The 25,041-nt window shown below is 48.6% G+C and carries 26 protein-coding genes and 1 tRNA gene; 22 read left to right on the top strand and 5 right to left on the bottom strand.

Annotation, left to right across the window (positions count from 1 at the left end):
* The first annotated feature begins 92 nt into the window (after positions 1-92).
* Together QXT02_RS01410 and QXT02_RS01405 are read left to right on the top strand one after the other, a co-directional pair.
* On the top strand, positions 93-680 hold the full coding sequence (locus tag QXT02_RS01410) for a 30S ribosomal protein S4 (RefSeq protein WP_342811535.1): 588 nt from the start codon (positions 93-95) through the stop codon (positions 678-680).
* Positions 677-1,066, top strand: coding sequence for a 30S ribosomal protein S11 (locus QXT02_RS01405; RefSeq protein WP_342811534.1), 390 nt, complete (start codon positions 677-679; stop codon positions 1,064-1,066). Before QXT02_RS01410 ends, QXT02_RS01405 begins: the two co-directional genes overlap by 4 nt.
* Before the next feature lie 56 nt (positions 1,067-1,122).
* Here the strand turns inward: QXT02_RS01405 and QXT02_RS01400 are convergent, their stop codons facing one another.
* On the bottom strand, positions 1,123-2,040 hold the full coding sequence (locus tag QXT02_RS01400) for a transaldolase family protein (protein ID WP_342811533.1): 918 nt from the start codon (positions 2,038-2,040) through the stop codon (positions 1,123-1,125).
* Positions 2,041-2,272: 232 nt separating this feature from the next.
* Between QXT02_RS01400 and QXT02_RS01395 the strand changes: the two genes are divergently transcribed.
* The 14 genes from QXT02_RS01395 (at position 2,273) to rpsJ (ending at position 15,815) form a co-directional block, all read left to right on the top strand.
* Positions 2,273-3,139 (top strand): transketolase, encoded by an 867-nt coding sequence (locus tag QXT02_RS01395; protein ID WP_342811532.1) that lies wholly within the window; start codon positions 2,273-2,275, stop codon positions 3,137-3,139.
* Entirely contained in the window at positions 3,132-4,100 is a 969-nt protein-coding gene (locus tag QXT02_RS01390) for a transketolase family protein (RefSeq protein ID WP_342811531.1), read from the top strand. The genes QXT02_RS01395 and QXT02_RS01390 overlap by 8 nt, the downstream gene beginning before the upstream one ends.
* Positions 4,097-4,819: a ribulose-phosphate 3-epimerase gene (gene rpe, locus QXT02_RS01385; protein WP_342811530.1), complete on the top strand. Its 723-nt coding sequence runs from the start codon at positions 4,097-4,099 to the stop codon at positions 4,817-4,819. Before QXT02_RS01390 ends, rpe begins: the two co-directional genes overlap by 4 nt.
* Positions 4,820-4,863: 44 nt before the next feature.
* Positions 4,864-4,938: transfer RNA gene (locus QXT02_RS01380), tRNA-Lys, on the top strand.
* 24 nt (positions 4,939-4,962) lie between these two features.
* Entirely contained in the window at positions 4,963-5,205 is a 243-nt protein-coding gene (locus tag QXT02_RS01375; RefSeq protein WP_342811529.1) for a DNA-directed RNA polymerase subunit H, read from the top strand.
* An 8-nt stretch (positions 5,206-5,213) separates the two neighbouring features.
* Positions 5,214-8,516, top strand: a complete 3,303-nt coding sequence (locus QXT02_RS01370; RefSeq protein WP_342811528.1) for a DNA-directed RNA polymerase subunit B — start codon at positions 5,214-5,216, stop codon at positions 8,514-8,516.
* Positions 8,517-8,525: 9 nt separating this feature from the next.
* Entirely contained in the window at positions 8,526-11,156 is a 2,631-nt protein-coding gene (locus QXT02_RS01365; protein ID WP_342811527.1) for a DNA-directed RNA polymerase subunit A', read from the top strand.
* 4 nt (positions 11,157-11,160) lie between these two features.
* Entirely contained in the window at positions 11,161-12,339 is a 1,179-nt protein-coding gene (gene rpoA2, locus QXT02_RS01360) for a DNA-directed RNA polymerase subunit A'' (RefSeq protein ID WP_342811526.1), read from the top strand.
* Entirely contained in the window at positions 12,320-12,628 is a 309-nt protein-coding gene (locus tag QXT02_RS01355) for a 50S ribosomal protein L30e (protein ID WP_342811525.1), read from the top strand. The genes rpoA2 and QXT02_RS01355 overlap by 20 nt, the downstream gene beginning before the upstream one ends.
* The gene (locus QXT02_RS01350; RefSeq protein WP_342811524.1) at positions 12,625-13,053 is read left to right on the top strand and encodes a NusA-like transcription termination signal-binding factor; all 429 of its coding nucleotides are present in this window, start codon (positions 12,625-12,627) and stop codon (positions 13,051-13,053) included. Before QXT02_RS01355 ends, QXT02_RS01350 begins: the two co-directional genes overlap by 4 nt.
* A 43-nt stretch (positions 13,054-13,096) precedes the next feature.
* On the top strand, positions 13,097-13,531 hold the full coding sequence (locus tag QXT02_RS01345; protein ID WP_342811523.1) for a 30S ribosomal protein S12: 435 nt from the start codon (positions 13,097-13,099) through the stop codon (positions 13,529-13,531).
* A 4-nt stretch (positions 13,532-13,535) separates the two neighbouring features.
* Positions 13,536-14,141, top strand: a complete 606-nt coding sequence (locus tag QXT02_RS01340) for a 30S ribosomal protein S7 (RefSeq protein WP_342811522.1) — start codon at positions 13,536-13,538, stop codon at positions 14,139-14,141.
* Positions 14,142-14,195: 54 nt separating this feature from the next.
* Positions 14,196-15,458 (top strand): translation elongation factor EF-1 subunit alpha, encoded by a 1,263-nt coding sequence (gene tuf / locus QXT02_RS01335; RefSeq protein ID WP_342811521.1) that lies wholly within the window; start codon positions 14,196-14,198, stop codon positions 15,456-15,458.
* A 48-nt stretch (positions 15,459-15,506) separates the two neighbouring features.
* On the top strand, positions 15,507-15,815 hold the full coding sequence (rpsJ, locus tag QXT02_RS01330; RefSeq protein ID WP_342811520.1) for a 30S ribosomal protein S10: 309 nt from the start codon (positions 15,507-15,509) through the stop codon (positions 15,813-15,815).
* Between the two features lie 12 nt (positions 15,816-15,827).
* Here rpsJ and QXT02_RS01325 read toward each other — a convergent pair whose 3' ends face one another.
* From QXT02_RS01325 to QXT02_RS01315, 3 genes are read right to left on the bottom strand one after another with little or no spacing between them, the layout of a single operon-like run.
* Entirely contained in the window at positions 15,828-16,592 is a 765-nt protein-coding gene (locus tag QXT02_RS01325; RefSeq protein WP_342811519.1) for a serine protein kinase RIO, read from the bottom strand.
* A gap of 9 nt (positions 16,593-16,601) precedes the next feature.
* On the bottom strand, positions 16,602-16,898 hold the full coding sequence (gene eif1A / locus QXT02_RS01320) for a translation initiation factor eIF-1A (RefSeq protein WP_342811518.1): 297 nt from the start codon (positions 16,896-16,898) through the stop codon (positions 16,602-16,604).
* Positions 16,895-18,397 (bottom strand): 2-isopropylmalate synthase, encoded by a 1,503-nt coding sequence (locus QXT02_RS01315; RefSeq protein WP_342811517.1) that lies wholly within the window; start codon positions 18,395-18,397, stop codon positions 16,895-16,897. The genes eif1A and QXT02_RS01315 overlap by 4 nt, the downstream gene beginning before the upstream one ends.
* 56 nt (positions 18,398-18,453) lie before the next feature.
* Between QXT02_RS01315 and QXT02_RS01310 the strand changes: the two genes are divergently transcribed.
* On the top strand, positions 18,454-20,016 hold the full coding sequence (locus QXT02_RS01310; RefSeq protein WP_404980403.1) for a 2-isopropylmalate synthase: 1,563 nt from the start codon (positions 18,454-18,456) through the stop codon (positions 20,014-20,016).
* A 34-nt stretch (positions 20,017-20,050) separates the two neighbouring features.
* Here QXT02_RS01310 and QXT02_RS01305 read toward each other — a convergent pair whose 3' ends face one another.
* Complete coding sequence (locus tag QXT02_RS01305) at positions 20,051-20,314, bottom strand: hypothetical protein (protein ID WP_342811515.1); 264 nt, start codon at positions 20,312-20,314, stop codon at positions 20,051-20,053.
* Positions 20,315-20,472: 158 nt separating this feature from the next.
* Here QXT02_RS01305 and QXT02_RS01300 point away from each other — a divergent pair, with 158 nt between their 5' ends.
* From QXT02_RS01300 to QXT02_RS01280, 5 genes are read left to right on the top strand one after another with little or no spacing between them, the layout of a single operon-like run.
* Positions 20,473-21,954, top strand: coding sequence for an anthranilate synthase component I family protein (locus QXT02_RS01300; protein ID WP_342811514.1), 1,482 nt, complete (start codon positions 20,473-20,475; stop codon positions 21,952-21,954).
* A 17-nt stretch (positions 21,955-21,971) separates the two neighbouring features.
* Positions 21,972-22,547: an aminodeoxychorismate/anthranilate synthase component II gene (locus QXT02_RS01295; protein ID WP_342811513.1), complete on the top strand. Its 576-nt coding sequence runs from the start codon at positions 21,972-21,974 to the stop codon at positions 22,545-22,547.
* A complete protein-coding gene (gene trpD, locus QXT02_RS01290; protein WP_342811512.1) occupies positions 22,544-23,596 on the top strand; it encodes an anthranilate phosphoribosyltransferase in 1,053 nt (350 codons plus the stop codon). The genes QXT02_RS01295 and trpD overlap by 4 nt, the downstream gene beginning before the upstream one ends.
* Positions 23,596-24,366: an indole-3-glycerol phosphate synthase TrpC gene (locus QXT02_RS01285; protein WP_342811511.1), complete on the top strand. Its 771-nt coding sequence runs from the start codon at positions 23,596-23,598 to the stop codon at positions 24,364-24,366. Before trpD ends, QXT02_RS01285 begins: the two co-directional genes overlap by 1 nt.
* Positions 24,367-24,369: 3 nt before the next feature.
* Positions 24,370-25,026: a phosphoribosylanthranilate isomerase gene (locus QXT02_RS01280; protein ID WP_342811510.1), complete on the top strand. Its 657-nt coding sequence runs from the start codon at positions 24,370-24,372 to the stop codon at positions 25,024-25,026.
* Positions 25,027-25,041: the final 15 nt, after the last annotated feature.

Raw genomic sequence — 25,041 nt, 5'->3', positions numbered from 1 at the left:
CTGCCAAGCCAGCCAAAGCGAAGAAGGAAAAGGCCGAAGCCGCGCCAGCGGAAAAAGCAGGAGCTAAGAAAGCCTAAGCTCGGTGATGCAAAATGAAACGCCAGAGAAAGAAGTATCTCAGGCCCTCACATCCCTGGGAAAAGAGTCGCATGGATGCCGAAGACGCAATGCTGTCAAAGTTTGGATTGCGGAGAAAGGAAGAGATATGGCGGGCACAGACTTTATTGAGAAATTTCCGCAGTCAGGCCAGAAATCTTTTAGCAGCTTCGGGGCCCCAAGCCGAGAGGGAGACAAGACAACTTATCAGCAGATTACAGTGTTTGGGTCTAGTTGGTGAAAATGCCACCCTGGACGATGTCTTGGGCCTGACCGTTGACAAGATTCTGGAGAGACGCCTTCAGTCAATAGTTCATAGAAAGGGGCTGGCGCAGTCTATGTTGCAAGCTAGGCAGTTGATTGTCCATGGTCATATAGCCATAGCTGGCAGATGTGTTAACGTTCCCAGTTATCTTGTTCCAGTTAAGGAAGAACCTCTAATTGGTTATGTATCTGGTAAGACCTTTGCCGGGAGCAAGGTGGGAAGTCCAGAGCCATCCGAGCCTGTGAAGGCGCCTGAAGAGACAGGAGCAGCACCAGAGAGAAATGGGGCAAACGAACCGACCGGGGAGGGAGAAAATTGACGGAAGGAAAATGGGGCATAGCCCACATCTACTCCTCTTTTAACAACACAATAATTCACATAACTGATTTGACTGGAGCTGAAACGGTTGCTAGGTACTCTGGTGGCATGATAGTGAAGGCTGATAGGGAAGAATCTTCACCTTATGCCGCCATGCAAGCGGCGACTCGTGCAGCAGAGGAAGCTATGGAGAAAGGGTTCGTTGGAGTTCACATTAAGGTTCGAGCGCCTGGGGGCAGCGGTCCAAAAAGCCCAGGACCAGGGGCGCAGGCAGCGATCAGGGCCCTCGCCAGAGCCGGACTCAAGATAGGCCGCATAGAGGATGCCACACCGGTCCCCCATGATGGCTGTCGTAAGAAAGGAGGACGCCGCGGACGGCGCGTGTAAACTGGGTTCAATACGGTTAACGAGTTGCTAGCCAGTACCAAAAATACCAGAAGTTTTCATAGCGATTTGAACAGCTCGGCATATCCCGCGTTAACGGCGTCGGAATAAAACCGCTTAACGCCTTCTTCAGTTTTTGGATGTCTTAGCATCTCCCTGATGACCGAAATCGGTGCCGTGCAAATGTCACACCCAGTTTCGGCCAGTTCTCGCACCTGTCTTGCGTTTCTGACGCTGGCGGCGATAATCTTTGTAGGCATGTTATATTTTTTAAACATGTGCACAATTTTTCTAACGCATTCAACACCACTCGTTATTCCGTGATCATTTCCATTGCCCCGCAGATGTTTTATCCTGCTGTCATGGTAAAGGTCGGAAATTTTTTCTTCGGTGGTCATTTTCAATTGTTCACCCAATCTACACCTAAAGATCTCTTGTATCAGCTCAGAGTCAAAGTAGTCATTCTTGTTAAATTTGATACCTAGATTTTTTCTGATATGGTCATCGATTCTTCCAGCGAAGGGACTAACATAGGTGGCTCCCGCCTTCGCCGCCAAAAGTGCTTGTTCAGGCGTCATGACTAAAGTGACATTGGTGGGGATGCCTTCTTTTTCCAACTTGTTGATGGCGATTAGCCCCTCGTAGTCGGCGCCCTTTTCTTCAGTGTAGGTGGTGATTGGAATTTTCACAACGACATTGTTAGCAATGGGATTAAATTTCTGATATAGGAACTTGGCTTCTTTCACCATCCTGTCGGCCTCTTGGCTTATCACCTCAAGACTAACGGGCCTTTCTTCTCCAGCAGTGCGGCAGATTTCTTCAATGTAGCTGGTAAGATCGATATCCCTTCCTTTTTCCTTTTCTTCCTCCACAGCTTCCCAGATCAAGCTGGGATTAGTCGTGACACCATCGATTATTCCCCACGAGATGGCTTCTTTAATTTCGCATAGTTTCGCAGTATCAATAAATATCTTCATACCGAATCCATCTACTAATCAATTAACGAATTAAAATGACTTTTGTGTTGTTTTTGGATGAGCCTAAATTTTTGAGAACGCCAAATTATTCGCTTTGTCCAGATGATATTTTAAGGAAAAGCAACAGGCGACAGTAGTTAGATCATATCGTCAAAATTGTTGTTTTACACCAAAAATGTTAAATTAAAGGCGAAATTAGTCTTGAACAATCAGAGATGGGCGTGGCTATAAAATGGCACCGTTTAACAAAAAGATGGCTCCACATGACTCAGAACTGATAAAGAGGCTTTCCGAAATAGCGCTGATAATCAGGAGACATTCTCTGATAATGACCACAAAGTCTGGTTCGGGGCACCCCGGAGGCTCTCTCTCTTGCGCTGACATCCTTTCCGCCATCTATTTTCATCAGTTGCGGTATGATCCCCAAAGGCCAGATTGGGAGGAACGAGACAGATTCATTCTATCCAAGGGACATGCGGCTCCAGCCCTTTATGCAGCCTTAGCCATGGCAGGTTTTTTTCCTGTTGAGGAGCTTTGGAAGCTGAGAAAGATTGGCAGCATCCTGCAAGGGCATCCGGACATGAGAAAGACCCCTGGCGTGGACGCTTCTACCGGGACACTGGGGCAGGGTCTGTCGATAGGTATCGGAATGGCCTTGGCTTTCAGGTTGGATAAAAAATCGAGCCGGGTCTTCGTTTTGTTGGGCGATGGGGAACTGGATGAAGGACAGGTCTGGGAGGCAGCGATGTCGGCCTCACACTACAAAATAGATAATCTGACCGCAATAGTTGATTATAATCGTCAGCAACTCAGCGGATGTACCGAGAGAATAATGAGCCTTGAACCGATTGCTGAGAAGTGGGTTGCTTTTGGTTGGCACGTCATCAAGATTAATGGCCACGACATAAAGCAGATTTTGGATGCCTTGGATGAGGCGGAGCTGGTAAGAGGAAAGCCAACCGTTATCATAGCCTACACGGTAAAGGGCAAGGGGGTCCCAATGTTGGAAAAATCATTCCTTGCTGGTGATTGTAAGTATCATGGCACTCCGCTGAGCGAGGCGGAGCTGACCAAGGCGCTGGAGGAATTGTATGTTTGAAAAGTTGGCAGGAACTCGAGATGCGTACGGTGAAACTCTTGTTGAGCTAGGCCGAGTGAACAAAAATATAGTGGTTTTGGACGCAGATCTCTCACCTTCCACAAGGACGATCCTATTTGCCCAAGAATTTCCGGAGAGATTTTTTGATGTGGGCGTGGCTGAGGCGAACTTAATTTCCATGGCGGCAGGATTGGCCTCAGCGGGCAAGATTGCCTTTGCTAGCACTTTTTCTGTCTTCGGTGTGGAGAAAGGACTGAATCAGTTCAAGCAATCGGTGGCATATCCAAACTTGAACGTTAAGCTAGTAACTACGCATGGCGGCATAAGTGTGGGCGAGGATGGATCATCTCACTTCTGTATAGAAGACATAGCCGTTATGCGGGCTTTGCCTAATGTAACGGTTATTATTCCCGCGGACGCGGCCGAGACAAGAGCTGCTACCAGAGCCATAGCTGAGAAATTTGGCCCTGTTTACATGAGATTGAGCCGTCCCAAAACCCCCTTGATTTATGCGGAGGGTTACAGATTCCAAGGCGAGGAGCTGAAGTTTGAAATAGGCAAGAGCATCACGCTGAGGGAGGGAAAAGACGTCACTATCATCGCCACTGGAGTTATGGTTGCTGAGTCTTTGCTGGCGGCGCAGGAATTGGCGAAAAGGGGCATCCAAGCCGAGGTCATAAACTTTCACACTATTAAACCACTTGATAAAGAGGCGATCTTGCGTGCAGCATCGAGTACCGCTGCCATCGTAACAGCGGAGGAGCACAATGTCCTCGGCGGGTTAGGCGGTGCTGTAGCTGAGGTTCTTGTTGAGGAGAATCCCGTGCCTATGGTCAGGGTGGGCATAAATGACACCTATGCTGAGTCGGGATCATGGAGAGAACTTTTTGCCAAATATGGGCTGACAAGTTCTGATATAGTTAAAGCTGCAGAAAAAGTCTTGGAGAGGAAAGGCAGATGAAGATAAAAATTGCCCCCTCCTTGCTCTCAGCTGACTTCAGCCAGCTGGGTTCGGAGATAAAAAAGACGGAGAAGGCAGGAGCAGATCTCATCCACTGGGATATAATGGACGGACATTTCGTGCCGAACATTACTTTCGGGCCGCCGGTGGTCAAAAAGCTGAGAGAAATGACCAAGTTACCCTTCGATGTTCATCTCATGATTGAAAAACCAGATAATTTTTTGGAGGCCTTCGTTGAGGCCGGGGCGAACATGCTATCGGTGCACGCTGAGACATGCGTTCATCTACAGCGCACCATTCATCATGTTAAGGACTTGGGTGCTAAGGCCGGGGTGGCACTTAATCCTGCCACACCTTTAAACATGGTTGAGTTTGTCTTGGATGAACTCGATTTTATATTGATCATGTCGGTCAATCCAGGGTTCGGGGGCCAGAGGTTTCTTCCTTCCATACTGCCCAAGATAAGAAAAGCCAAGGAGATGGTGGAGAGCCACGGCTTGGGTACTGAAATAGAGGTTGATGGTGGTCTGAATGAGGAGAACGTTCCTCTGGTTGTTGAGGCTGGGGCGAACATCTTGGTAGCGGGGTATTCGGTTTACGGTAAAGGTGAAATAGCTAGAAACATCAGGCTTCTCAGAAGGAGTGTCAAAAAAGCAGTTGGGAGTGAAAGGTTGGGATCCGAACCGAGACTCGAAAACCTTAAAAAGGAAATGAGATGAACTTTAATGGCGAAATGGATAAATAGGATTCTAACCGCTTTCTGGGGCCCGTAGCGCAGTCTGGTTAGCGTACCGGCCTTTTAAGCCGGCAGTCGAGGGTTCGAATCCCTCCGGGCCCGCCTGTGAATGCGGTTGGTGAAAAAATGCCGGAAGAGTTCCAAGTTGGAAGGCACGTGCTGGTGCCAAAGCATGAAATTCTGCCCAAGGATAAAGTAGAAGAGTTACTCGATCGTTACAAGATAACCCTTCATCAACTACCTCTAATAAAAAGTTCAGACCCGGCGGTAAGGGAGATAGGTGGTAAGCCAGGGGATGTGATCAAGATTATTAGAAATAGCCCAACTGCTGGAAAGGCGGTTGCGTATAGGTATGTGGTCGAGGGATAGGTGATTGGTTGCAGGACACTTGGCCGCTTGTTGAAGCATTTTTCAAAGAAAAAGGATTGGTCAGACAACATCTAGATTCCTATAACGATTTTATTGATCGTGGATTGCAACAGGTTATTGATGAGATAGGCGGCATAGATCTTGACATCGAGGGAGTGAAGGTAAAGTTTGGTAAAATACATCTCGATCCGCCGTCCACAAAGGAAACTGACGGTTCCCGCCCCCCCATGTTCCCTAGCGAGGCAAGACTGAGAAATCTGAGCTATACTGCCCCCATCAAACTTGAGATGAAGCTGGTTAAAAATGGAAGGGAGCAAGCTCCGGAGGAGGTCTATATCGGTGAGCTGCCTGTGATGCTGAAGTCAAAAATTTGCAGGCTTTACGGACTGGATGAGCAGCAGCTCATAAGCGTCGGCGAGGATCCCTTGGATCCCGGTGGTTATTTCATCATTAATGGCTCAGAGCGCGTTATCGTCACTCAGGAAGATCTAGCTTCAAATGCAATTTTAGTTGAACGTGACGAGCATATGGGCACAGAAGTCGCCAAGGTTTTTTCCACACACCGTGGCTTCCGGTCTTTGGTGGTGGTCGAGAGAAAGCGTGACGGCCTCCTGCGCGTGGCATTTCCCGCAGTACCTGGTCAAGTCCCGCTAGTAGTAATCATGCGCGCCCTCGGGATTGAGAGCGACAAGGAAATTGTCAGCGCTGTTTCCGAGGATCCCGAGATTATCAGGGAACTTTTTGAAAACCTACAGGAAGCGATTGATGTAAAGACTAAAGAGGATGCTCTGGACATCATTGGCAAAAGGGTTGCTATTGGACAAACCCGGGAGTATCGATTGCAACGGGCTCAGGAAGTTCTTGACAAGTACCTGTTGCCGCACATAGGCTCGAGGCCCGAGGATCGAATAGCTAAGGGCTACTACTTGGGCAGCATGGCCGAGCAGGTTATCGAACTGGCGCTGGGTCGAAGGGACGTGGATGATAAGGACCACTATGGAAATAAAAGGTTGAAGCTTGCCGGCGACCTGTTAGAAAATGTCTTCAGACTGGCGTTTCTCAACCTGACCAGGGATATAAAGTATCAATTGGAGCGGGCCTACGCCAGGGGCCGTGAGATGAACCTCAGAACTGCCGCCCGTGCGGATGTTCTGACTGAGAGAATAAGACATGCTTTGGCCACTGGCAACTGGCCGGGGGGGAGAACCGGGGTCAGTCAGCTTCTGGATAGAACTAACTACATTGCGGCGATATCCCACCTCAGGCGCGTGGTTTCTCCTCTGAGCAGGAGCCAGCCTCACTTTGAGGCCCGTGATCTGCATCCAACCCATTGGGGGAGGATCTGCCCCTGTGAAACGCCAGAAGGGCCAAACTGCGGATTGGTTAAAAACCTCGCGCTAATGGCAGAGATTTCAACGGGCACCGATGAAAGTAAGGTGGAGCGTCTGGTCTTCAAGTTGGGTGTAAATAGAATAACTAAAGGTAGCGAGAGGAAGGGAAAGGCGGCTGTTTATATAAACGGCAGATTGGTCGGCACAACTGAAAACGGTAAAACTCTCGTTGATGAGCTGAAGCGACATCGCCGGCAAGGGAACTTGGATGAACAGGTTAATGTGGCTTTCAGGGAGGATACTAATGAGGTCAGGATTAATACCGACGCGGGGAGGGTGCGTCGGCCCGTTGTTGTAGTGGAAGGAGGGAAATCCAAGCTAACACCGGAAGTCATAGAGATGGTTAAAGAAGGTAAAATGACTTGGCGGGATCTGGTCCAAGCAGGCATTGTAGAGTACCTTGATGCCGAGGAAGAAGAAAACGTTTACATCGCGGTCTATGAGAATCAGTTGACGCCTGAGCACACCCATCTTGAATTGCATCCGTTGGCGATACTTGGCATAAGTGCGGCGCTGGTTCCCTACGCAGAACACAACCAATCGCCGCGGAATACCTATGGTGCTAACATGGCCAAACAGGCGCTGGGACTGACAACGACCTCCATACATAAACGGGTGGACACACGCGGTCATTTCTTGCACTACCCGCAGGTCCCCTTGGTTAAGACCAGAGTCATGGATGCCGTCGGTTTTGACCGGAGGCCGGCAGGGCAGAATCTTGTTGTTGCCATAGCCACTTACGGCGGCTACAACATGGAGGACGCGCTAATAGTTAATAGCGCTTCCATTGATCGCGGGATGGGGCGGACAACCTTTTATCGGATATATGAGGCTGAGGAGGCGCGATATCCGGGTGGTCAGGAGGACAAATTTGAGATACCAAGCGAGGAGATTAGGGGCTATGCGGACGCGAGCCTCTACCGAAATTTGGGTGAAGACGGTATAACTGAGGTTGAGTCAGTAGTCAGAGGCGAGGATGTTTTGATCGGGCGCACCAGTCCGCCTAGATTTTTGGAGGAAATAGATGAGTTCGGGCTGGCGGTTGAACACGGCCGTCGAGAAAGCTCCATCAGAGTAAGACCCAGCGAAGAGGGAATTGTTGATCTGGTGCTGGTGAGCATGACCTCAGAGGGCAATAAGTTTGTCAGAGTCCGAGTCAGGGATCTCAGGATACCAGAAATTGGTGACAAGCTAGCGTCAAGGCACGGTCAGAAGGGAGTCATCGGGATTACCATGGCTGGAGCCGATATGCCCTTCACCGAGGATGGAATAACTCCCGATATCATAATTAATCCACATGCTATTCCTTCTCGTATGTCGGTGGGGCAGCTTCTTGAAATGATTGCTGGCAAGGTCGGAGCATGTATGGGGCGAAGAATAGATGGAACGGCCTTTTCCGGGATGTCTGAAAAAGAAATCCGGGAAGCGATGAAGTCCTTTGGCTTCAAACACACAGGCAAGGAAGTCCTGTACAATGGAATCACTGGTGAGATGATACCGGTCGATATTTTTGTTGGGGTCTGTTACTATCAGAAGCTCCACCACATGGTCGCAGATAAGATTCACGCGCGTTCGCGAGGTCCAGTTCAGGTGTTAACCCATCAACCCACTGAGGGCAGGGCGAGGGAAGGTGGGTTGCGCTTTGGTGAGATGGAGCGGGATTGTTTGATCGGCCACGGAGCAGCGATGTTACTTAATGAACGTCTTCTCGATGCATCTGACAGGTATACGGGATTAATCTGCGGAAAATGTGGATCATTCGCCGTATACGATCGTCGCAGCGACAGGGCCTATTGCCCCCTCTGTGACGAGGATTCGGAGATTTACGGAGTTCAGATATCGTATGCATTCAAGCTCATGATGGACGAACTGAAATCCCTCTGTATGTCGCCGAGAATAAGGCTGAGGGACAGAGCCTAGGTGATCAAGATGATAAGGATACCTAAACAAATTGACAGAATTGATTTCGGCTTAATGTCACCGGATGAGATCCGTAAAATATCGGTTACTAAAATAGTGGCTGCGGACACCTATGACGACGATGGATTCCCGATAGATCGGGGTTTGATGGATTCAAGGCTCGGCGTTGTCGACCCCGGGCTCAGGTGCAGGACTTGCTCAGGCCGCGCTGGTGAATGCCCCGGACACTTTGGGCACGTGGAGTTGGCTAGGCCGGTTATTCATGTGGGCTATGTTGAGATAATCTATGATTGCCTGCGTTCGATTTGCAGAAACAGGGATTGCGGCAGGATATTGCTGTCCGATCAGAAAATAGAGAACTTCCGTAAATTAATTGAGGAATCTAGGAAAAGCGGGGGGAAATGGTGGGAAATTTCGGCCCAGGTAGTTAGAAGCGCCACCGCGGTCGAAAAATGTCCCCACTGCGGAGAAAAACAGGCAGCGATCAAGTTCGAAAAACCGACAACTTTCATTGAGGGCAAGAATCGCCTAACACCAAGCGATGTTCGTGAAAGGCTGGAAAAAATAACAGACGACGACGCGCTTCTTCTGGGGATAGACCCCAAGTTTGCGAGACCGGAGTGGATGGTACTAACTGTTCTGCCAGTACCGCCCGTGACAGTTAGGCCCAGCATAACATTAGAATCTGGCGTTCGCTCTGAAGACGACTTAACACACAAGCTGGTGGACATCATCAGAATCAATCAGCGTCTTGCCGAGAACATCGAGGCCGGTGCACCGCACTTAATTGTGGAGGATCTCTGGGAACTGCTCCAATATCACGTGACGACTTACTTTGACAATGCGGTCTCAGGCATACCACCAGCGAGACACAGGTCCGGAAGGGTGCTTCGCACTCTATCTCAGCGTCTGAGGGGAAAAGAGGGACGATTCAGAGGAAACCTTTCCGGTAAGCGTGTTGATTTTTCCGCGAGAACTGTGATATCCCCGGATCCAAACATCAGCATCAATGAAATCGGTGTCCCTGAATACGTGGCGAAGATTCTGACGATACCAGTCCGGGTTACAGAATACAACCTAGAGGAGCTGCGTAATATTGTCCGGAGAGGAACGGATATTTTTCCTGGTGCCAACTGCGTGATAAATCCCGAAGGCAAAAGGTTTGACCTTCGATATGCGGATCGTGAGGAGATAGCGAATAACTTGGCGCCGGGTTATATCGTGGAGAGACACCTTCGAGATGGTGATATAGTTCTATTCAATCGACAGCCCTCCTTGCACCGGATGTCAATCATGGCCCACGAGGTCAGGGTACTTCCTGGTAGAACTTTCCGGCTTAACCTGAGCGTCTGCCCACCCTATAATGCTGATTTTGATGGGGATGAAATGAACTTGCATGCGCCCCAGTCAGAGGAGGCGCAGGCTGAGGCTCGCATCCTTATGAGAGTACAGGAGCAGATACTCTCACCTAGGTTCGGTGGCCCCATTATCGGAGGCATCCAAGACCACATCACCGGCGCGTATCTGTTAACCCACAAAAACAGGTTACTGACACGTGAGCAGGCCCAGCAACTGCTAGCTTACGCCGGGATTTTGTCCGAACTACCGAAGCCGGCGGTTAAGGAGAGAGGAGTGGAGTACTGGACTGGAAAGCAGATCTTCAGCATGTTGCTACCCAGGGACCTTAATTTGACTTTTAAGGCTAAGATATGTGAGAACTGCTCTAAGTGTAAACAGGAAGAGTGCGATATAGATGCTTATGTTACTATAAGGAAGGGACAGTTGCTAACGGGCGTGATAGATGCAAACAGTTTCAAGGCCCTTGACAGATGCGAGATATTGGATAGGATAGTTAAGGACTATGGGACAGATGCCGCGCGTGAATTTCTGGACAGGGTCACCAAGTTGTCGATAGCATCTGCGATGATGTTCGGCTTTACTACAGGCATCGACGACGAGGACATACCTCCGGAGGCAAAGGAGAGGATCGTCGAGGGTATAGAGGAAGCCAAGAAGAAAGTAAACGAACTAATTGAAATTTATAACTCAGGCGAAATGGAACCACTACCCGGAAGATCACTTCGAGAGACATTGGAAATGAGAATAATGGAGGTTTTAGCCGAAAGCAGGGACAAGGCAGGCGCGACGGCGGAGGAATTTCTGGGTTTAGATAATCATGCCGTTATCATGGCGAGAACCGGGGCCAGAGGCAGCATGCTGAACCTCACCCAGATGGCAGCCTGTGTTGGTCAGCAGTCGGTGCGTGGTGAGAGACTGAGCCGTGGTTATCGGGGCCGGACTTTGCCTCACTTTAAACCAGGAGATCTAGGTGCCGATGCTCGCGGTTTCATCAGCTCCAGCTATAAGGACGGTCTTCAACCATTGGAGTTCTTCTTCCACGCTATGGGAGGTAGAGAGGGACTTGTCGATACGGCGGTGAGGACGGCTCAGAGCGGTTATATGCAGAGAAGGTTGATTAATGCTCTCCAAGATCTCCGGGTCGAGTACGATGGAACGGTTAGGGACGATCGAGGCGCCATCATTCAGTTCGTTTACGGGGAGGACGGAGTAGATCCAGCACGCAGCGACCGTGGCAAAGCGGTTAATGTCGAGAAACTTATAAACAGGGTCCTCGGGTGATGACATGGTTGGAATTTCAACTGACACTATCAAAAGTGAAATCGCCAAGCTGGAGGACAAGTTGCCGGAATCGATTCTTCGCGAGTTACAGGCCAGCCTGATTCGCGTAAGTAAAGAGAGGGCCATAACTAGGGAACAGCTCAGGGAGATAATAGACGGCGTCAAGGAGGCTTATGAGAAGGCCCTCGTGGAACCAGGCGAAGCGGTCGGCACAGTTGCGGCACAATCGATAGGTGAGCCCGGTACTCAAATGACTCTAAGGACTTTTCACTATGCCGGAGTTGCCGAGCTCAACGTCACACTCGGTTTACCTCGTCTTATTGAAATTATAGATGCCAGGAAGACACCATCCGCTGCTTTGATGACTATCTACCTGAAGGAACCATATTCTAGGAGCAAGGAGAAAGCCAGAGCGTTCGCCCAGAAGGTGGAACTTACCACAGTTGAGGACCTAGCTCTTCAGACTGAGGTGGATCTCATAAATTCAGTTTTCATAATAACCTTGGATCGTTCGCGTCTGCAGCGTAAGGAGATGACGCCTTCAAAGATTGCCGATGTTTTGAGGGAAATACCAAATGTGGATATAACCATTGATGGTTACAAGCTACGCCTAAAGCCCGAAAACGCTTCACTTACAGAGCTGCGAAGGCTGGTTTCTCGGGTCAGGGCGATGCCGCTCAGGGGTGTGAAGGGCATTAGCAGGGTCGTGGTCAAAATGGAAGGTGATGAATACGTGGTTTACACTGAGGGCTCCAACCTAGCTGAGATTTTGATGATGCCCGAGGTAGACGCGACCAGAACAACCACCAACAACATTCATGAGATTGAAAGCGTGTTGGGAATAGAGGCGGCCAGAAATGCGATAATTAACGAGGCGGTGAAGACGCTGGAAGAGCAGGGGCTTGATGTTGACATCAGGCACATCATGCTGGTGGCAGACATAATGACGGCCACGGGTGAAGTGAGTCAGGTGGGAAGGCACGGAGTCAGCGGAGAGAAGGCCAGCGTTCTTGCGCGGGCTTCTTTTGAGATTACCACGAAACATCTGCTGGACGCATGCGTGCACGGTGAGAGCGATCGCCTTGATGGAATAATTGAGAACGTTATTGCCGGGCAACCGATTCCGATTGGTACCGGAATGGTTGAGCTAGTGATGCGGAGGGATGAAGGTGGAGCTAAGTAAGAAGATATCCCAGGCTGTCGCAACTGGTAAAGTCATCATAGGGACGAGGAGATCGCTAAAGGCCCTTAAGAACGGACAGGCCAAGCTAGTAATAGTCGCCTCTAACTGCGCACCCGAGGCTCTTGAAGACGCAAAATATTACTCGCGTCTGGGCGGCGTGGAGCTGCGTGTTTATGAGGGAGATAACACCTCGCTTGGTCTCGCCTGCGGTAAGCCTTTTTCAGTGGACATGTTGGTAGTGGTGGATCCGGGTAACTCAAACATCCTGAGTGCAGAGGGGCGAAGATGACCATAAAATTCACAGCGGAGGAGATGCGCTACATAGCAAGTTTTGAAGGCTTGACCGGGGCACGGGTGCGCGATTGCATCATAAACGATTTCGGCGGAAACGTGACGTTTGTCGTTAATAAAGGAGATTTTGGAATGGCAGTTGGGCGAGGCGGAGACAAAGTTAAAAGGGCAAGACGTTTGATTGGGAGGGGCATTGAAGTGATCGAGTACTCGGAAGATCCGGTGGAGTTCTTGAAAAACGCGTTATTGCCGGCGAGAGTACAGAGCGTTAAGATAGTAGAGAAAGGGGAAAAGAAAGTAGCTTTGGTCAGTGTGGAGTTGCAGGATAAAGGGTTAGCCGTAGGACGCGGTGGCAAAAAAATTCAAATAGCGAAAAAACTTGCTGAAAGACATCACGGCATCAGCGACGTAATACTTATATGATTTATAAAACCTCAACACTAACTACTGATATAAGTGATGAAATATGAAAGCGCCCAGAGGGGAGTTTGCGGCAAGGAAGCTGCGTGACACTAGGCAGCATTTTAGGTGGAAGAGTGCTCAGTATAAACGTCGCGTGCTGAAGTTAGATGAAAAAGCCGACCCGTTAGAGGGAGCTCCCCAAGCCAGGGGCATCGTCTTGGAGAAAGTTGGAATTGAGGCCAAACAGCCCAACTCAGCCATCAGGAAATGTGTTAGGGTCCAGCTGATTAAAAATGGCAGACAGATAACCGCCTTTGCACCCGGAGACGGCGCTATTGGTTTTATCGATGAGCATGATGAGGTCATTGTCGAAGGGATAGGTGGGGCTAAGGGGGGAGCCTACGGTGATATTCCGGGGGTTCGTTATAAGGTCGTTAAGGTAAATGGAATTTCTCTCAAAGAGCTAGTTAAAGGACGCAAGGAAAAACCAACTAGGTGATCTTTTGGGCTTCAAATATTTCGGAGAATGGGACATCGAAAATATTGAGGTTAAGGATCCGGGAATAAAGCAATATCTACGTTTGGAAGCTCCTTTCGTTCTTCACACTGGGGGGAGGCACGCCAGCAAGCAGTTTGGAAAAGCTAACGTTTCAGTTGTAGAACGTTTGATCAACAAGATAATGAGATCTGGTCCTGGGGCCCGGAAGCTTGGTGGCAGGACCATACGGGGAGCTGGGGCGACAGGCAAAAAACATAAGGCCTACAACATTGTTCGAGATGCCTTTAAGATAATTGCGCAGAGGACCAATAAGAATCCCGTGCAGGTCTTGGTTGATGCCATTCAGAATGCAGCTCCACGAGAGGAGACCACACGTATCAGCTATGGAGGCATTACCTATTATATTGCGGTAGATTCTTCCCCACAAAGGAGGCTGGACATTGCCCTGAAAAATTTGGCTGCAGGGGCTTTCGCCGCAGCCTTTACTGGGAAAAAGAACATAGTCGACTGTTTGGCTGAGGAGTTGATACTCGCAGCCAACAATGATACTAAGAGTTTTGCCGTGGCCAGAAAGGAGGAGATGGAGAGGATCGCCAAGGGCGCGAGGTGAGTAAAGCTTATTAAATAAATAGGTTAAAAGGAAATAGTTAAAGGAGGTTATAATATGGCGAAACCGCATTTGAATCTGATAACAATAGGGCATGTTGACCACGGCAAGTCAACGACGCTTGGCAGATTGTTTTTTGATAAAGGCTTGGTTAGGGAAGAGGACATAAAAAAATTTGAAGCGATGGGTGACAAGGGTAAGACGTTCAAGTTCGCTTGGGTGTTGGATGCCCTTAAGGAAGAACGTGAGAGAGGGTTGACTATCGACCTCGCGCACAAGAAGTTTGAGACGGACAAATACTACTTTACCATAATCGACGCCCCGGGCCACCGCGACTTCGTCAAAAACATGATCACGGGCGCGAGCCAAGCCGACGCGGCAGTGCTGGTTGTGGCCGCTGATGATGGGATTATGCCGCAGACCCGTGAGCATGCGGCACTTGCTTTTACTCTTGGTGTCGGGCAGCTCGTAGTGGTTATAAACAAAATGGACTTGGTGAACTATAAGGAGGAAGTTTACAACAAGTTAAAGGCCGAGATAATAGAGCTGCTGAGAACGGTTGGCTACAGAAACCCTGAAAAGTTCGTCTTCGTTCCCACAGCATCCTTCCATGGGGAAAATGTGGTTAAACGCAGCGAAAATATGAAGTGGTATACCGGACCGGTTTTCTATGAAGCGCTTGACACCTTCGTGGTTCCCCCCAAGCCAATCGAGAAACCGCTCAGGATCCCTGTACAGGATGTTTATTCGATAACTGGCGTGGGCACGGTCCCTGTGGGAAGAGTGGAGACCGGAGTGATGAAGGTCGGGGATACCATCGTTTTCGAGCCCGCAGGAGTAAGCGGTGAAGTGAAATCGATTGAGATGCACCATGAGTCAATTCCCCAGGCAGAGCCAGGAGATAACATAGGTTTTAACGTTCGTGGTATTGAAAAGACAGCGATTAAACGGGGAGATGTGGCCGGACACACCAAATCACCACCAACAGTGGTCAAGGAGTTCACCGCGAGAATTGCGGTGTTGCAACACCCAACAGCGATAGCCGCTGGCTACACACCAGTCTTTCACGCGCACACGGCTCAAGTTGCCTGCACCATTACTGAGATTACTCAAAAAATAGATCCCAAGACAGGCGCGGTCGTTCAAGAAAAGCCAGAGTTCATAAAGAAAGGAGACATGGCCACGATTAAGGTGGTACCGACAAAACCGATGGTGCTGGAGAAGGCTTCCGAAATACCGCAGCTCAGCCGCTTTGCTATTCGTGACATGGGTATGACAATTGCAGCGGGCGTATGTGTGGATCTGGTGAAAGCCAAGTAGACCAAATCTTTTATAGGCTCCTGCGTCTTTTAGGGTAGAGGGGTCAGTTTGCAGAAGGCACGCATAAGGCTGGCCAGCGTGGATCCTAAGAAGCTGGAGGAAGTGTGCAAGCAGATATTGGGTATAGCTGAGAGGGTCGGCGTTAAAATCTCAGGTCCAGTACCATTACCCACACGTAGAATAGTGATTCCAACCAAAAAAGCACCGGACGGTGAGGGGACCATTACTTGGGACCGGTGGGAACTCCGGATCCACAAACGATTGATTGACATGCAAGCTGATGAGCGTGCCTTGCGTCAGATCATGAGGGTTCAGGTGCCTGAGGAAGTCTCTATAGCTATAGAGCTAAAAACCTGATCGAAAACACATTCATTTAACAATTTCAGCAAAGATGCCGGATGGCTCGGGAGTTTTCATGCCGAGCTTTCTAAAATATCTGACCAAGTTTTGGATGTCGCGCATCAGCAGCTGCTCGGCCATGGGGTTTTTAATATCGGTGCCCATGGAAAAATCTATCAGAACAGGGTCGGGCGTTAACATAACATTGTATTCGCTAAGATCAGAGTGGACGATTTCCGCCTCTTGATAAAGTTTTTTCACCGAATCAACCAATATCTCGAAAGTTTTTTTTGGGTTTTTTGGTTTCACGTCTTTCAAGAGCGGATAGGGGACCCCATCTTCACCGATAAATTCCATTGCTAGCACGTTTTTTTCATGGTCAATTGGTCGGGGGACAGGAACTCCAGCAGCGTAGGCCTGCTGCAAGTTTTTGAACTCCCGGGAGGTCCAAGTGTAGATTATCCCACGGCGGTCCTCAGGAACGCGCTTGAAACGGGTGTCTCCTACCAAATAGCGGTGCATGTTTTTGAAATCCGATGTTGCAATACGGTAGATCTTGGCGGCTACGTAGTTTCCATTTTTATCCAGCGCGCAGTAAATGTTTGCCTCCTTTCCAGCGGAGATGTTCCCATAAAAGACATCGAAGACTCCACGATTGATGAGGCGGTAAAGGGTGAGCAAGGTCGACGTGTCAAAGACACGGGCCATTATCTTGTATATTTCTGAGTCTTTTTCCAGTCGCTCAATCTTTTTTCGATCGAGTTTGGATAGAATGGACTCAAAATCCTCTTCCAAATTACCAGCCTATTCCCAAAGACCTTTTCTTCTCAAGGCGTCAAGCTGAGCGGCAGTATAGCGGTGAATGATGTCACCTTTTTCTTTCCCTTGGACGGCCCACGGGCGGACGATGACGACATCACCTTCTCGGACCCACAGGCGTTTGCGGATTCTCCCAGGGATTCTGCAGTTCCTCGTGAAGCCGTCCCGGCAACGTACCCGAAGGCGGTCAAATCCATACATCTGCTCCACCACACCAAGGACTTCGCCGGTTCTCGGCATTCTCACTCGTTCAAGTTCTTCGTTGTTCGGTTGAGTCGTCATTCTTTCACCCTCAGCTGCTTGTCCCATAATAGGCGGTTGACGCCATTAAGCATAGCTTGAACGCTAGCCATGATGATGTCCCCACTAGTACCTCTCGCGGTGACCATCCTCTTACCGTCCGTTAGCTTTACCACTACACTTACCATGGCGTCGGTGCCTCCGGAGATGGCATCGACGTGATACTCCACCAGCCTCACATTGGCAGTTCCCTCCACCACTTTCCTAATGGCGTTCATGGCTGCGTCCACTGGTCCAATACCCACCCCCGATTCGACGAACTCCTTATCGCCAAACTTTATTCTGACGGAGGAGGTGGGAGTGACGCGGTTTCCGCTCACCACAGTAAGTTCTTCGAGCTTGAGGGTTTCCTTGAATCCTCGTCCTAGGACCGAGTCTACAATGGCCCGAAGTTCGGTGTCGGTGACTATTTTGCCACGATCACCTAGCTGTTTCACTTGGTTGAATATCTCTTCGATCTGTTTTTTAGTGGGCTTAAGACCCATCTTCTTCAGCTCGCTTTCAATCGCGTGAGATCCGGATAGCTTTCCGAAGACCAGCCTGCGATGTTGGCCCACCAGCTCTGGCGGTATCGGTTCGTATGTTGATGGTTCGGCAAGTACACCATGGGTGTGGATTCCGGCCCCATGGGTAAACGCATTTTCACCTACAATCGGTTTTGTCGGCGAGACCGGCATACCGGTGATTTTTTCGACCAAATTGGAAACACTGTAGAGTAGTTTCAGCTTGATTCCAGTAGAGATATCGTAGAATTGTGAAAGGGCGAGAACTACTTCTTCCAACGCCGCGTTTCCACCTCTTTCGCCCAAGCCATTGATGGTTACGTGAACTTCGCTGGCCCCACCCATTACAGCGGCCACGGTATTCGCCGTGGCCATGCCAAAGTCATTGTGGCAATGGGCGGAAACAGGCACCTTCAGTTTTGCAGTTAGGTTCGAAAAAAGTTCTCGTGATTTTTCATAAGTTAAAACTCCAACCGTGTCGCATATGCAGACCCTCTGGACCCCCTCCTCAACCGCCGCAGAGAGAATATCCAACAAAAACGATGGTTCAGTTCTGCTCGCGTCCTCGGAAGAGAATTCAACTATCAATCCATGGTCAAGCGCGTACCGGGCTGCATTTAGGGCCATTTCCTTGACTTCTTTTTTCGTTTTCTTTAACTTGTATTTCAGATGAATGTCAGAGGTTGGGACAACCATGTGGACGCTGTCGACGTCGCAGGCAAGCGCAGCGTCGATATCTTCCTTGGCGGCCCTGACGAAGCTGCATATTTCAGCATTTAATCCCGCCCTTGAAATCATCTTTATGGCTTTTCTTTCTCCTTCTGATGATATTGCAGCTCCAGCTTCCAAGATGTCCACGCCCAGATCATCGAGGGCTCTTGCTATTTCTAATTTTTGTTCTGGAGTCAGCGCTACTCCTGGCGTTTGTTCTCCGTCCCTCAGGGTTGTATCCAGTACCTTTATCCTGCGCCTCGCCATATCGGGGTCCCCTTTTGCTATATAGGTGAACATTATATTAATGGCTAAAGTAATTGATGGTGGTTCAAATGCAGAAAAACGTTTTCATAAGTGACTACGCGAGACTGGTCAATCGCGAGATCAGGTTGCCCAAGAAGGTCAGGATTTTCGATACCACACTTAGGGATGGTGATCAGACCCCGGGTGTTTCCTTTACTCCCGATCAAAAAATGCTCATCGCCCGTCAGCTGGATCGGCTCGGCGTTGACACGATTGAGGCCGGAACACCGGTTTCTTCAGATGGGGAACGTAAGGCAGTTGCTGCAATAGCTAAGGCGGGGCTAAAGGCGGAGATATGTGCGCTGGCGCGGCCGCTCAAGGAGGACGTTGACGCCGCAATCAACTGCGGCGTTGACTGCGTCCACATTTTCATCAGCACATCGGATCTTCACCTCAAACACGCGCTAAAGATGTCGCGCGAACAAGTGGTGAGACAGGCGGTGAAGTTTGTAGAATATGCTAAGGATCATGGAGTCAAAGTTGAATTTTCGGCGATGGACGCTACTCGGACGGATCTAGAATTTCTGAGGGAGACTTATAAAGCCGTCATTGAGGCGGGCGCGGACAGAATTAATGTACCGGACACTATCGGCGCGATAACTCCTCGCGCCATGTATTATCTTATATCACAACTCAAGCCGCACATAAATGTGCCAATAAGTGTACACTGCCATGATGATCTTGGATTGGCGGTGGCTAATTCCCTTGCTGCTGTGGAAGCAGGGGCCCAACAGGTTCAGGTGACAGTGAATGGTTTAGGCGAGCGGGCTGGCAACGCTTCGTTGGAGGAAATCGTTATGGCACTCAAGACGCTATACGGCATAAAATTGCGCATTAAAACAGAGTTGCTCACAGAGACCTCAGATTTAGTTGAACGTATCACGGGCATCTCTGTGCCGCCCAATAAGGCCATCGTTGGCGATAATGCCTTTGCGCACGTTTCTGGAATTCACGCTCACGGAGTCATAGAGTTCCCGGGTACCTATGAGCCTTTCTCTCCAGAACTGGTCGGTCACCACCGCCGTTTGGAACTCGGCAAGCTCACAGGCAGACATTCCGTTGAAAAGCAACTGCGTAGCATAGGAGTAAAGGCCAACAAACGGCAGCTCATTGAGATCACGCGTCAGGTCAAGGCACTGGGAGATAAGGGTAAGCAGGTTACTGATGCCGATCTGCGGGTAATTGCCGAAAGCGTAATCGGTGCGTTGCCAAAGGAAGAGAAAATAGTTGAGTTAAAGGAGGTCACGGTCACGACAGGCAGCACCATCACCCCAACAGCTTCGGTACGTTTGAGCATTCGTGGTGAGGATAGGGTAAGTTCTGCGATCGGGGTGGGCCCAGTCGATGCAGCGATAGCGGCAATTAGGGCAGCGATGGGTGAAATTTCAAAGCTCAGGTTAAAGAAGTACCATCTTGACGCGATAACCGGCGGAAGCGATGCACTTGCCGAGGTGACGGTTGAGCTTGAAGATGAACAGGGTAATCTCTACAGAGCAAAGGGTGTTCGTGAGGATGTTGTGTTAGCCAGTGTCGAGGCCATGGTCAATGGTATCAACAGATATTTTGCCGGCAGGAAATAGCGGTTGGTCTTGAAATCAAATGGTGTCTGTATTTTTACTCGCTGGCTTTTCCAATTCTCAGCGATGTGTAAAAACCATATTCCTTGGAAACGCCGAAGTTAACCCAAAGGCTCCGGTCGTCGTCGATAGCTATTTTAATTGAGTCAGGATAGGGCTTACCTTCAGGCCAGTTTATATAGCCGCTCGGTAATACTAAGGAGAAAACGTCCCCCTTGACCGGAATATTCACTGTATAGGGTTCTCTGTCTTCACGCTTGGCCACGATCCTCAGTGTTGAAATTTCCTTAGTTGGTTCCATTTTTCCAAAATTTTTTGCTATATTTTCACCCCCCAAGTTTTCAGCTGATTGTTGGGGGCAACCTTTTTATATAAGAAAAATCATTCTTTTGTATTTTGAACAAAATTGTACACTAAAGTCTTAAATAGTACAAAATAGAAAAAAACGCGGTTGAGAAATTGGAGATTAACTACCGAAATGGGTTGAAACTGGCGGAAGAAATTGATCGGCCTGGTCTGCTTCCATTAGTGTACACAGCCGATAAATGCCCTGACCCGGCAAAGCTTTACTTTGGCCTGAGACGCAGGTCATCACTTTCCTATTTGTTGGAGTCGGCAAGAGGACAAGGCGAGATATCACGTTATTCCGTGTTAGGGTGCGATCCATTGCTTTATCTAAAGGTCAAGACGGGCAAATGTCAGATTTTGGGCCGGCAGGATTTTGTTGATATGGTGAGGCGCTTTCCAATACGTGAGAATGAAGATCCTCTGAAAATTTTTGAGCGGATAATGTTGCTGAAAAAAATGAGATTTCCGAAGGGCGCTTCGCGGTATATGTTGGGGATAGTTGGGTACATTAGCTATGATTATGTTAGAACTATGTTTAACGTAGGAATGAACGCGGCGGATGATTTGAAACAACCTCAACTTGAACTCATGTTGCCGGAGCGAATGGTGATAATCGATCATTTCGCACATAAAACCCACTATTGTTCCTTGTTGGCGTTGTCAGATACATCGGATCCGCAGTTAGCATTTGCGCGAGCCAAGTCAAAGTTGGAGGATTTAGTTACAATAAAAGAAAACGACCCTAAAATTGAAAATCTTGGCCCCATTTCGATCAGATCAAATTTCACTCGGGAAGAATATGAAAGACAAGTTAATCGCGCGAAGGAGTATATCCGCAGTGGAGACATAATTCAGGTAGTTCTTTCAAGAAGAATTGAGTTTAATTCTCCACCGCCTTTAGAGCATTTCTTTCTCAATTTAAGAAAAATCAACCCATCGCCCTATATGTTTTTCTTAGATTTTCCCGAGCGTTGTATCGTTGGTTCCAGCCCAGAGATCTTGTTAAGAGTATGTGGCCGCAAGGTGATAACCCGCCCCATCGCTGGTACTAGGCGACGGGGGACGGATAGAGAAGACGATGATGCTATGGAACAGGACCTGTGCGCTGATGAAAAAGAGCGAGCGGAGCACACCATGTTGGTTGATCTTGGCAGAAACGATTTGGGTCGGGTCTCTAAGTTTGGTTCAATTAAAGTAACGAGTTTCATGAAAGTGGAGAAATATAGTCAGGTTCAGCATCTGGTGTCAAATATAGAGGGGGAACTACGGGAAGATGCCGATGCGCTAGATGCTTTCCGGGCGGCTTTTCCTGCGGGCACGGTGACTGGAGCACCGAAATTGAGAGCAATGGAGATAATAGAGGAACTTGAGCCAGTGAGAAGAGGTATTTACGCAGGAGCAATCGGAACTTTCAGCTACATAGGAGATGCAGATTTTGCGATAACTATACGGACATTGGTGTGTGAGAAGTCAAAAGCTTACGTGCAGGTCGGCGCAGGGATAGTCGCTGACTCTGTACCGTGGAAGGAGTATTATGAGACAGAAAATAAGGCGCGGGCGTTGCTTATGGCGGCTGGGCTGAGAAGTGGTTAAAACGAGGTGAGGTTAGGATGAAAGTTGTAGTTATTGATAATTATGATAGCTTCACCTACAACTTAGTTCATTATATAGGTGAGCTAGGTGCAGAGCCAGTTGTATTCTTGAACGATGTATCACTTGAGAGAATTGCCGACGTTGATCCGGAGAGAATTATTATCTCCCCTGGGCCGGGTAAACCAAAGGATGCAGGCATCTCGATTGAGGTTATTAAAAGATTTGGGGAAAAAGTTCCTATTTTGGGCGTCTGCTTAGGGCATCAAGCGATTGCCTGTGCTTTCGGTGGGCGAGTAGTGCACGCGAAAATGCTTATGCATGGTAAAGTGTCTCAAATCATACATAATGGAAGCGTACTTTTTCGGGGCATTCCAAGCCCTTTCGAAGCAACTCGTTATCACTCACTTGCAGTTAATCAAGCAAGTTTGCCAAGTTGTTTGCGCGTGACCGCGGTGACGCTTGACCAAGATAAAGAAATAATGGGGCTTCAGCACCGGAAATTGCCGATCTTTGGGGTTCAATTTCATCCAGAATCTATTCTCACAAAGCATGGCAAAACGTTGATTAAAAATTTTACGGAGGGACTGTTTTGAACTCGGTTCAAGATGCGATTAAAAAGCTGGTTCAATATAGAGATCTTACTTGGCATGAAGCAGAGGAAGCAATGAAAGAAATAATGTTTGGCGAGGCAACTGAGGCACAGATAGGGTCCGTTCTCACAGCGCTCAGAATGAAGGGAGAAACTGCGGAGGAGATTGCCGCTTTTGCGAGCGCGATGCGTCGATTTGCTATAAGGATAAATCCGAGAGTCAATGGGTTGCTGGTCGATATCTGCGGAACTGGAGGAGATAAGATAAAAACGTTCAATGTTAGCACCGTCGCAATGTTTGTCGCTGCAGGGGCAGGCGTGGTTATAGCAAAACACGGTAACAGGTCACAGACAAGCAAATCGGGAAGTGCGGATGTAATTGAGTCGATCGGTGTGAAAATAGATTTACCGCCTCAGGAGGTTGAGCGCTGTATCGAGAGAATAGGCTTAGGTTTCATGTTTGCTCCAAGTTTCCATAGAGCGATGAAGCATGTGATGAGACCTAGAAGGGAGATAAAAATCCCGACTGTTTTTAACCTTTTGGGTCCACTGACAAATCCCGCTGGCGCTCAAGCACAAGTTGTTGGAACTTTTGATGCGGTTTTAACGGAAAAAATGGCATGCATACTCGAAAAGCTTGGATGCAAACGGGCGATGGTTGTTCATGGGCTTGATGGTTTAGATGAAATATCGATATTGGGTGGAACGCAAATATCAGAACTTATCGATGGCGAAATTGCGACTTACACGGTTTATCCAGAACAATTTGGAATACCTCGCGTAGATCCAGATTCAATAGTTGGTGGCGACGTTGAGAAAAACGCGCGTATCTTATTGGAGGTTCTAAAAGGAGAACGAGGGCCAAAGAGAGAAATCGTGCTTTTGAACGCGGCTGCGGCAATAGTGGTTGCAGGTAAAGCTGATAACTTACGTGAAGCGGTGGCCATCGCCGAAGACTCCATTGATTCCGGACGAGCCTATGAAAAGATGTTGCAATTAATAAAAGCAACTGGAGGCGATCTTCAAAAGTTAGAAAGATTGGAGGCTGTTTAATGAACTTTTTAACAAACATAGTTCAGGAGGTTCGGAAAGAGGTGCAGCGTAGGGCTCGTGTCAATCAAATTCTATGTTCAAAAATTCCAAAAGTCAAGAGATTAAGCTTGATAGGAGCTATAGAGGAGGCAGAGAGAGTACCAATAATTGCCGAGATAAAACGTGCCTCGCCATCTGTAGGAGACATCAGACTGGAAGCAAATGTAATCGAGGTGGCGTATGCAATGGTTCGTGGTGGAGCTGTGTCGCTTTCCGTTATTACCGAGTCCAAATATTTTAAAGGTGACCCAATCTTTCTTGGTGAGTTGCGAAATAAAGTTGATGTCCCCTTAATCTATAAGAATTTCATCGTTGATGAGTATCAGATTTTAGAGGCAGCAAGGCTAGGGGCGGACGTAGTACTGCTAATAGTCAAGTTGCTTGGCCCCCGCCTGCGCGATTTTATGCTCTTGGCTGAAGAGCTTGGAATGGAAAGTTTGGTTGAAGTCACGAACAAGAGAGAGATCAAGTTGGCGGTTTTAGCTGGGGCTCAGTTAATTGGGATAAATAATAGAGACTTAGAAACTTTAAAGGTAAATTTGCAGCGTACAGTTGACCTTGCACCTGATATACCTGAAGATGTAACCCTGGTGAGCGAGAGTGGAATATTCACAGCAGCTGACGTGAGAAGTATGCTTGATGCTGGAGCGGATGCGGTTCTGGTGGGCACAGCGTTGATGACATCTAGAAATATTGAGCAGAAGGTTAGATCATTGGTGAACGCGAGGTAAAACATGACAAAAATTAAAATTTGTGGGTTCACTCGAGTTGGGGATGTAAAAATCGCGTGCAGGCTGGGCGTTGATATGGTGGGAGTTATTCTCATCCCACAATCCTCGCGTCACGTGAATATTGACCAAGCCTCCAAGATTTTTGACAAAGTCGATCAAGGTGTCGCGAGAGTGGCGGTTTTTTTGCCTCGATGTGCCGATGATGTAAAAAATATTTATGAAAAATTAAGACCGGATATTCTCCAGTTCCAACTTACTTTCTCAACAGAAGAACTTCTTAAATTAAGGAAAGAACTTGATGCTCGGGTGATGACGGTTGTTTCGGTTCCTCAAAAGATTGGGAACTTCGAGGAAATTATCCATAAAGCCTTGTTGTTCTCAGAAGGCGCCGATTTTCTATTAATAGATACTGAAGGGCCCTCTGGAGGGGGAACTGGCCTCCCTCACAACTGGAACCTGAGCGCCAGCATAAGAAAAGTTGTGAAAAGGCCAGTTTTTCTCGCTGGCGGTCTTACCCCCACCAACGTAGCACAGGCGATAAAAATAGTTAGGCCGTATGGGGTCGACGTAGCTACAGGAGTGGAGTCGAGTCCAAGACGAAAGGATCCCAAGCTCATGCAGGAGTTTTTAGAAGCGGTGAGGAAAGCCGAACGGAGCTGAGAACACGCTGGGTAA

Origin of the sequence: Hadarchaeum sp. (SeqCode), from assembly GCF_038871235.1 — an archaeon.
In the GTDB taxonomy this organism is placed as follows: Archaea; Hadarchaeota; Hadarchaeia; order Hadarchaeales; family Hadarchaeaceae; genus Hadarchaeum.
The sequence above is the reverse complement of the archived record's forward strand: the minus strand, read 5'-3'. Positions and strand labels throughout refer to the sequence as shown.

Excerpts from the sequence above, each read along its gene's own strand:
- QXT02_RS01410 (WP_342811535.1), top strand. The coding sequence starts at position 93 with ATGAAACGCCAGAGAAAGAAGTATCTCAGGCCCTCACATCCCTGGGAA.
- QXT02_RS01400 (WP_342811533.1), bottom strand. The coding sequence starts at position 2,040 with ATGAAGATATTTATTGATACTGCGAAACTATGCGAAATTAAAGAAGCC.
- QXT02_RS01395 (WP_342811532.1), top strand. The coding sequence starts at position 2,273 with ATGGCACCGTTTAACAAAAAGATGGCTCCACATGACTCAGAACTGATA.
- QXT02_RS01390 (WP_342811531.1), top strand. The coding sequence starts at position 3,132 with ATGTTTGAAAAGTTGGCAGGAACTCGAGATGCGTACGGTGAAACTCTT.
- rpe (WP_342811530.1), top strand. The coding sequence starts at position 4,097 with ATGAAGATAAAAATTGCCCCCTCCTTGCTCTCAGCTGACTTCAGCCAG.
- QXT02_RS01375 (WP_342811529.1), top strand. The coding sequence starts at position 4,963 with ATGCCGGAAGAGTTCCAAGTTGGAAGGCACGTGCTGGTGCCAAAGCAT.
- QXT02_RS01365 (WP_342811527.1), top strand. The coding sequence starts at position 8,526 with ATGATAAGGATACCTAAACAAATTGACAGAATTGATTTCGGCTTAATG.
- rpoA2 (WP_342811526.1), top strand. The coding sequence starts at position 11,161 with ATGGTTGGAATTTCAACTGACACTATCAAAAGTGAAATCGCCAAGCTG.
- QXT02_RS01355 (WP_342811525.1), top strand. The coding sequence starts at position 12,320 with ATGAAGGTGGAGCTAAGTAAGAAGATATCCCAGGCTGTCGCAACTGGT.
- QXT02_RS01350 (WP_342811524.1), top strand. The coding sequence starts at position 12,625 with ATGACCATAAAATTCACAGCGGAGGAGATGCGCTACATAGCAAGTTTT.
- QXT02_RS01345 (WP_342811523.1), top strand. The coding sequence starts at position 13,097 with ATGAAAGCGCCCAGAGGGGAGTTTGCGGCAAGGAAGCTGCGTGACACT.
- tuf (WP_342811521.1), top strand. The coding sequence starts at position 14,196 with ATGGCGAAACCGCATTTGAATCTGATAACAATAGGGCATGTTGACCAC.
- eif1A (WP_342811518.1), bottom strand. The coding sequence starts at position 16,898 with ATGACGACTCAACCGAACAACGAAGAACTTGAACGAGTGAGAATGCCG.
- QXT02_RS01315 (WP_342811517.1), bottom strand. The coding sequence starts at position 18,397 with ATGGCGAGGCGCAGGATAAAGGTACTGGATACAACCCTGAGGGACGGA.
- QXT02_RS01310 (WP_404980403.1), top strand. The coding sequence starts at position 18,454 with ATGGTGGTTCAAATGCAGAAAAACGTTTTCATAAGTGACTACGCGAGA.
- QXT02_RS01305 (WP_342811515.1), bottom strand. The coding sequence starts at position 20,314 with ATGGAACCAACTAAGGAAATTTCAACACTGAGGATCGTGGCCAAGCGT.
- QXT02_RS01295 (WP_342811513.1), top strand. The coding sequence starts at position 21,972 with ATGAAAGTTGTAGTTATTGATAATTATGATAGCTTCACCTACAACTTA.
- QXT02_RS01285 (WP_342811511.1), top strand. The coding sequence starts at position 23,596 with ATGAACTTTTTAACAAACATAGTTCAGGAGGTTCGGAAAGAGGTGCAG.
- QXT02_RS01280 (WP_342811510.1), top strand. The coding sequence starts at position 24,370 with ATGACAAAAATTAAAATTTGTGGGTTCACTCGAGTTGGGGATGTAAAA.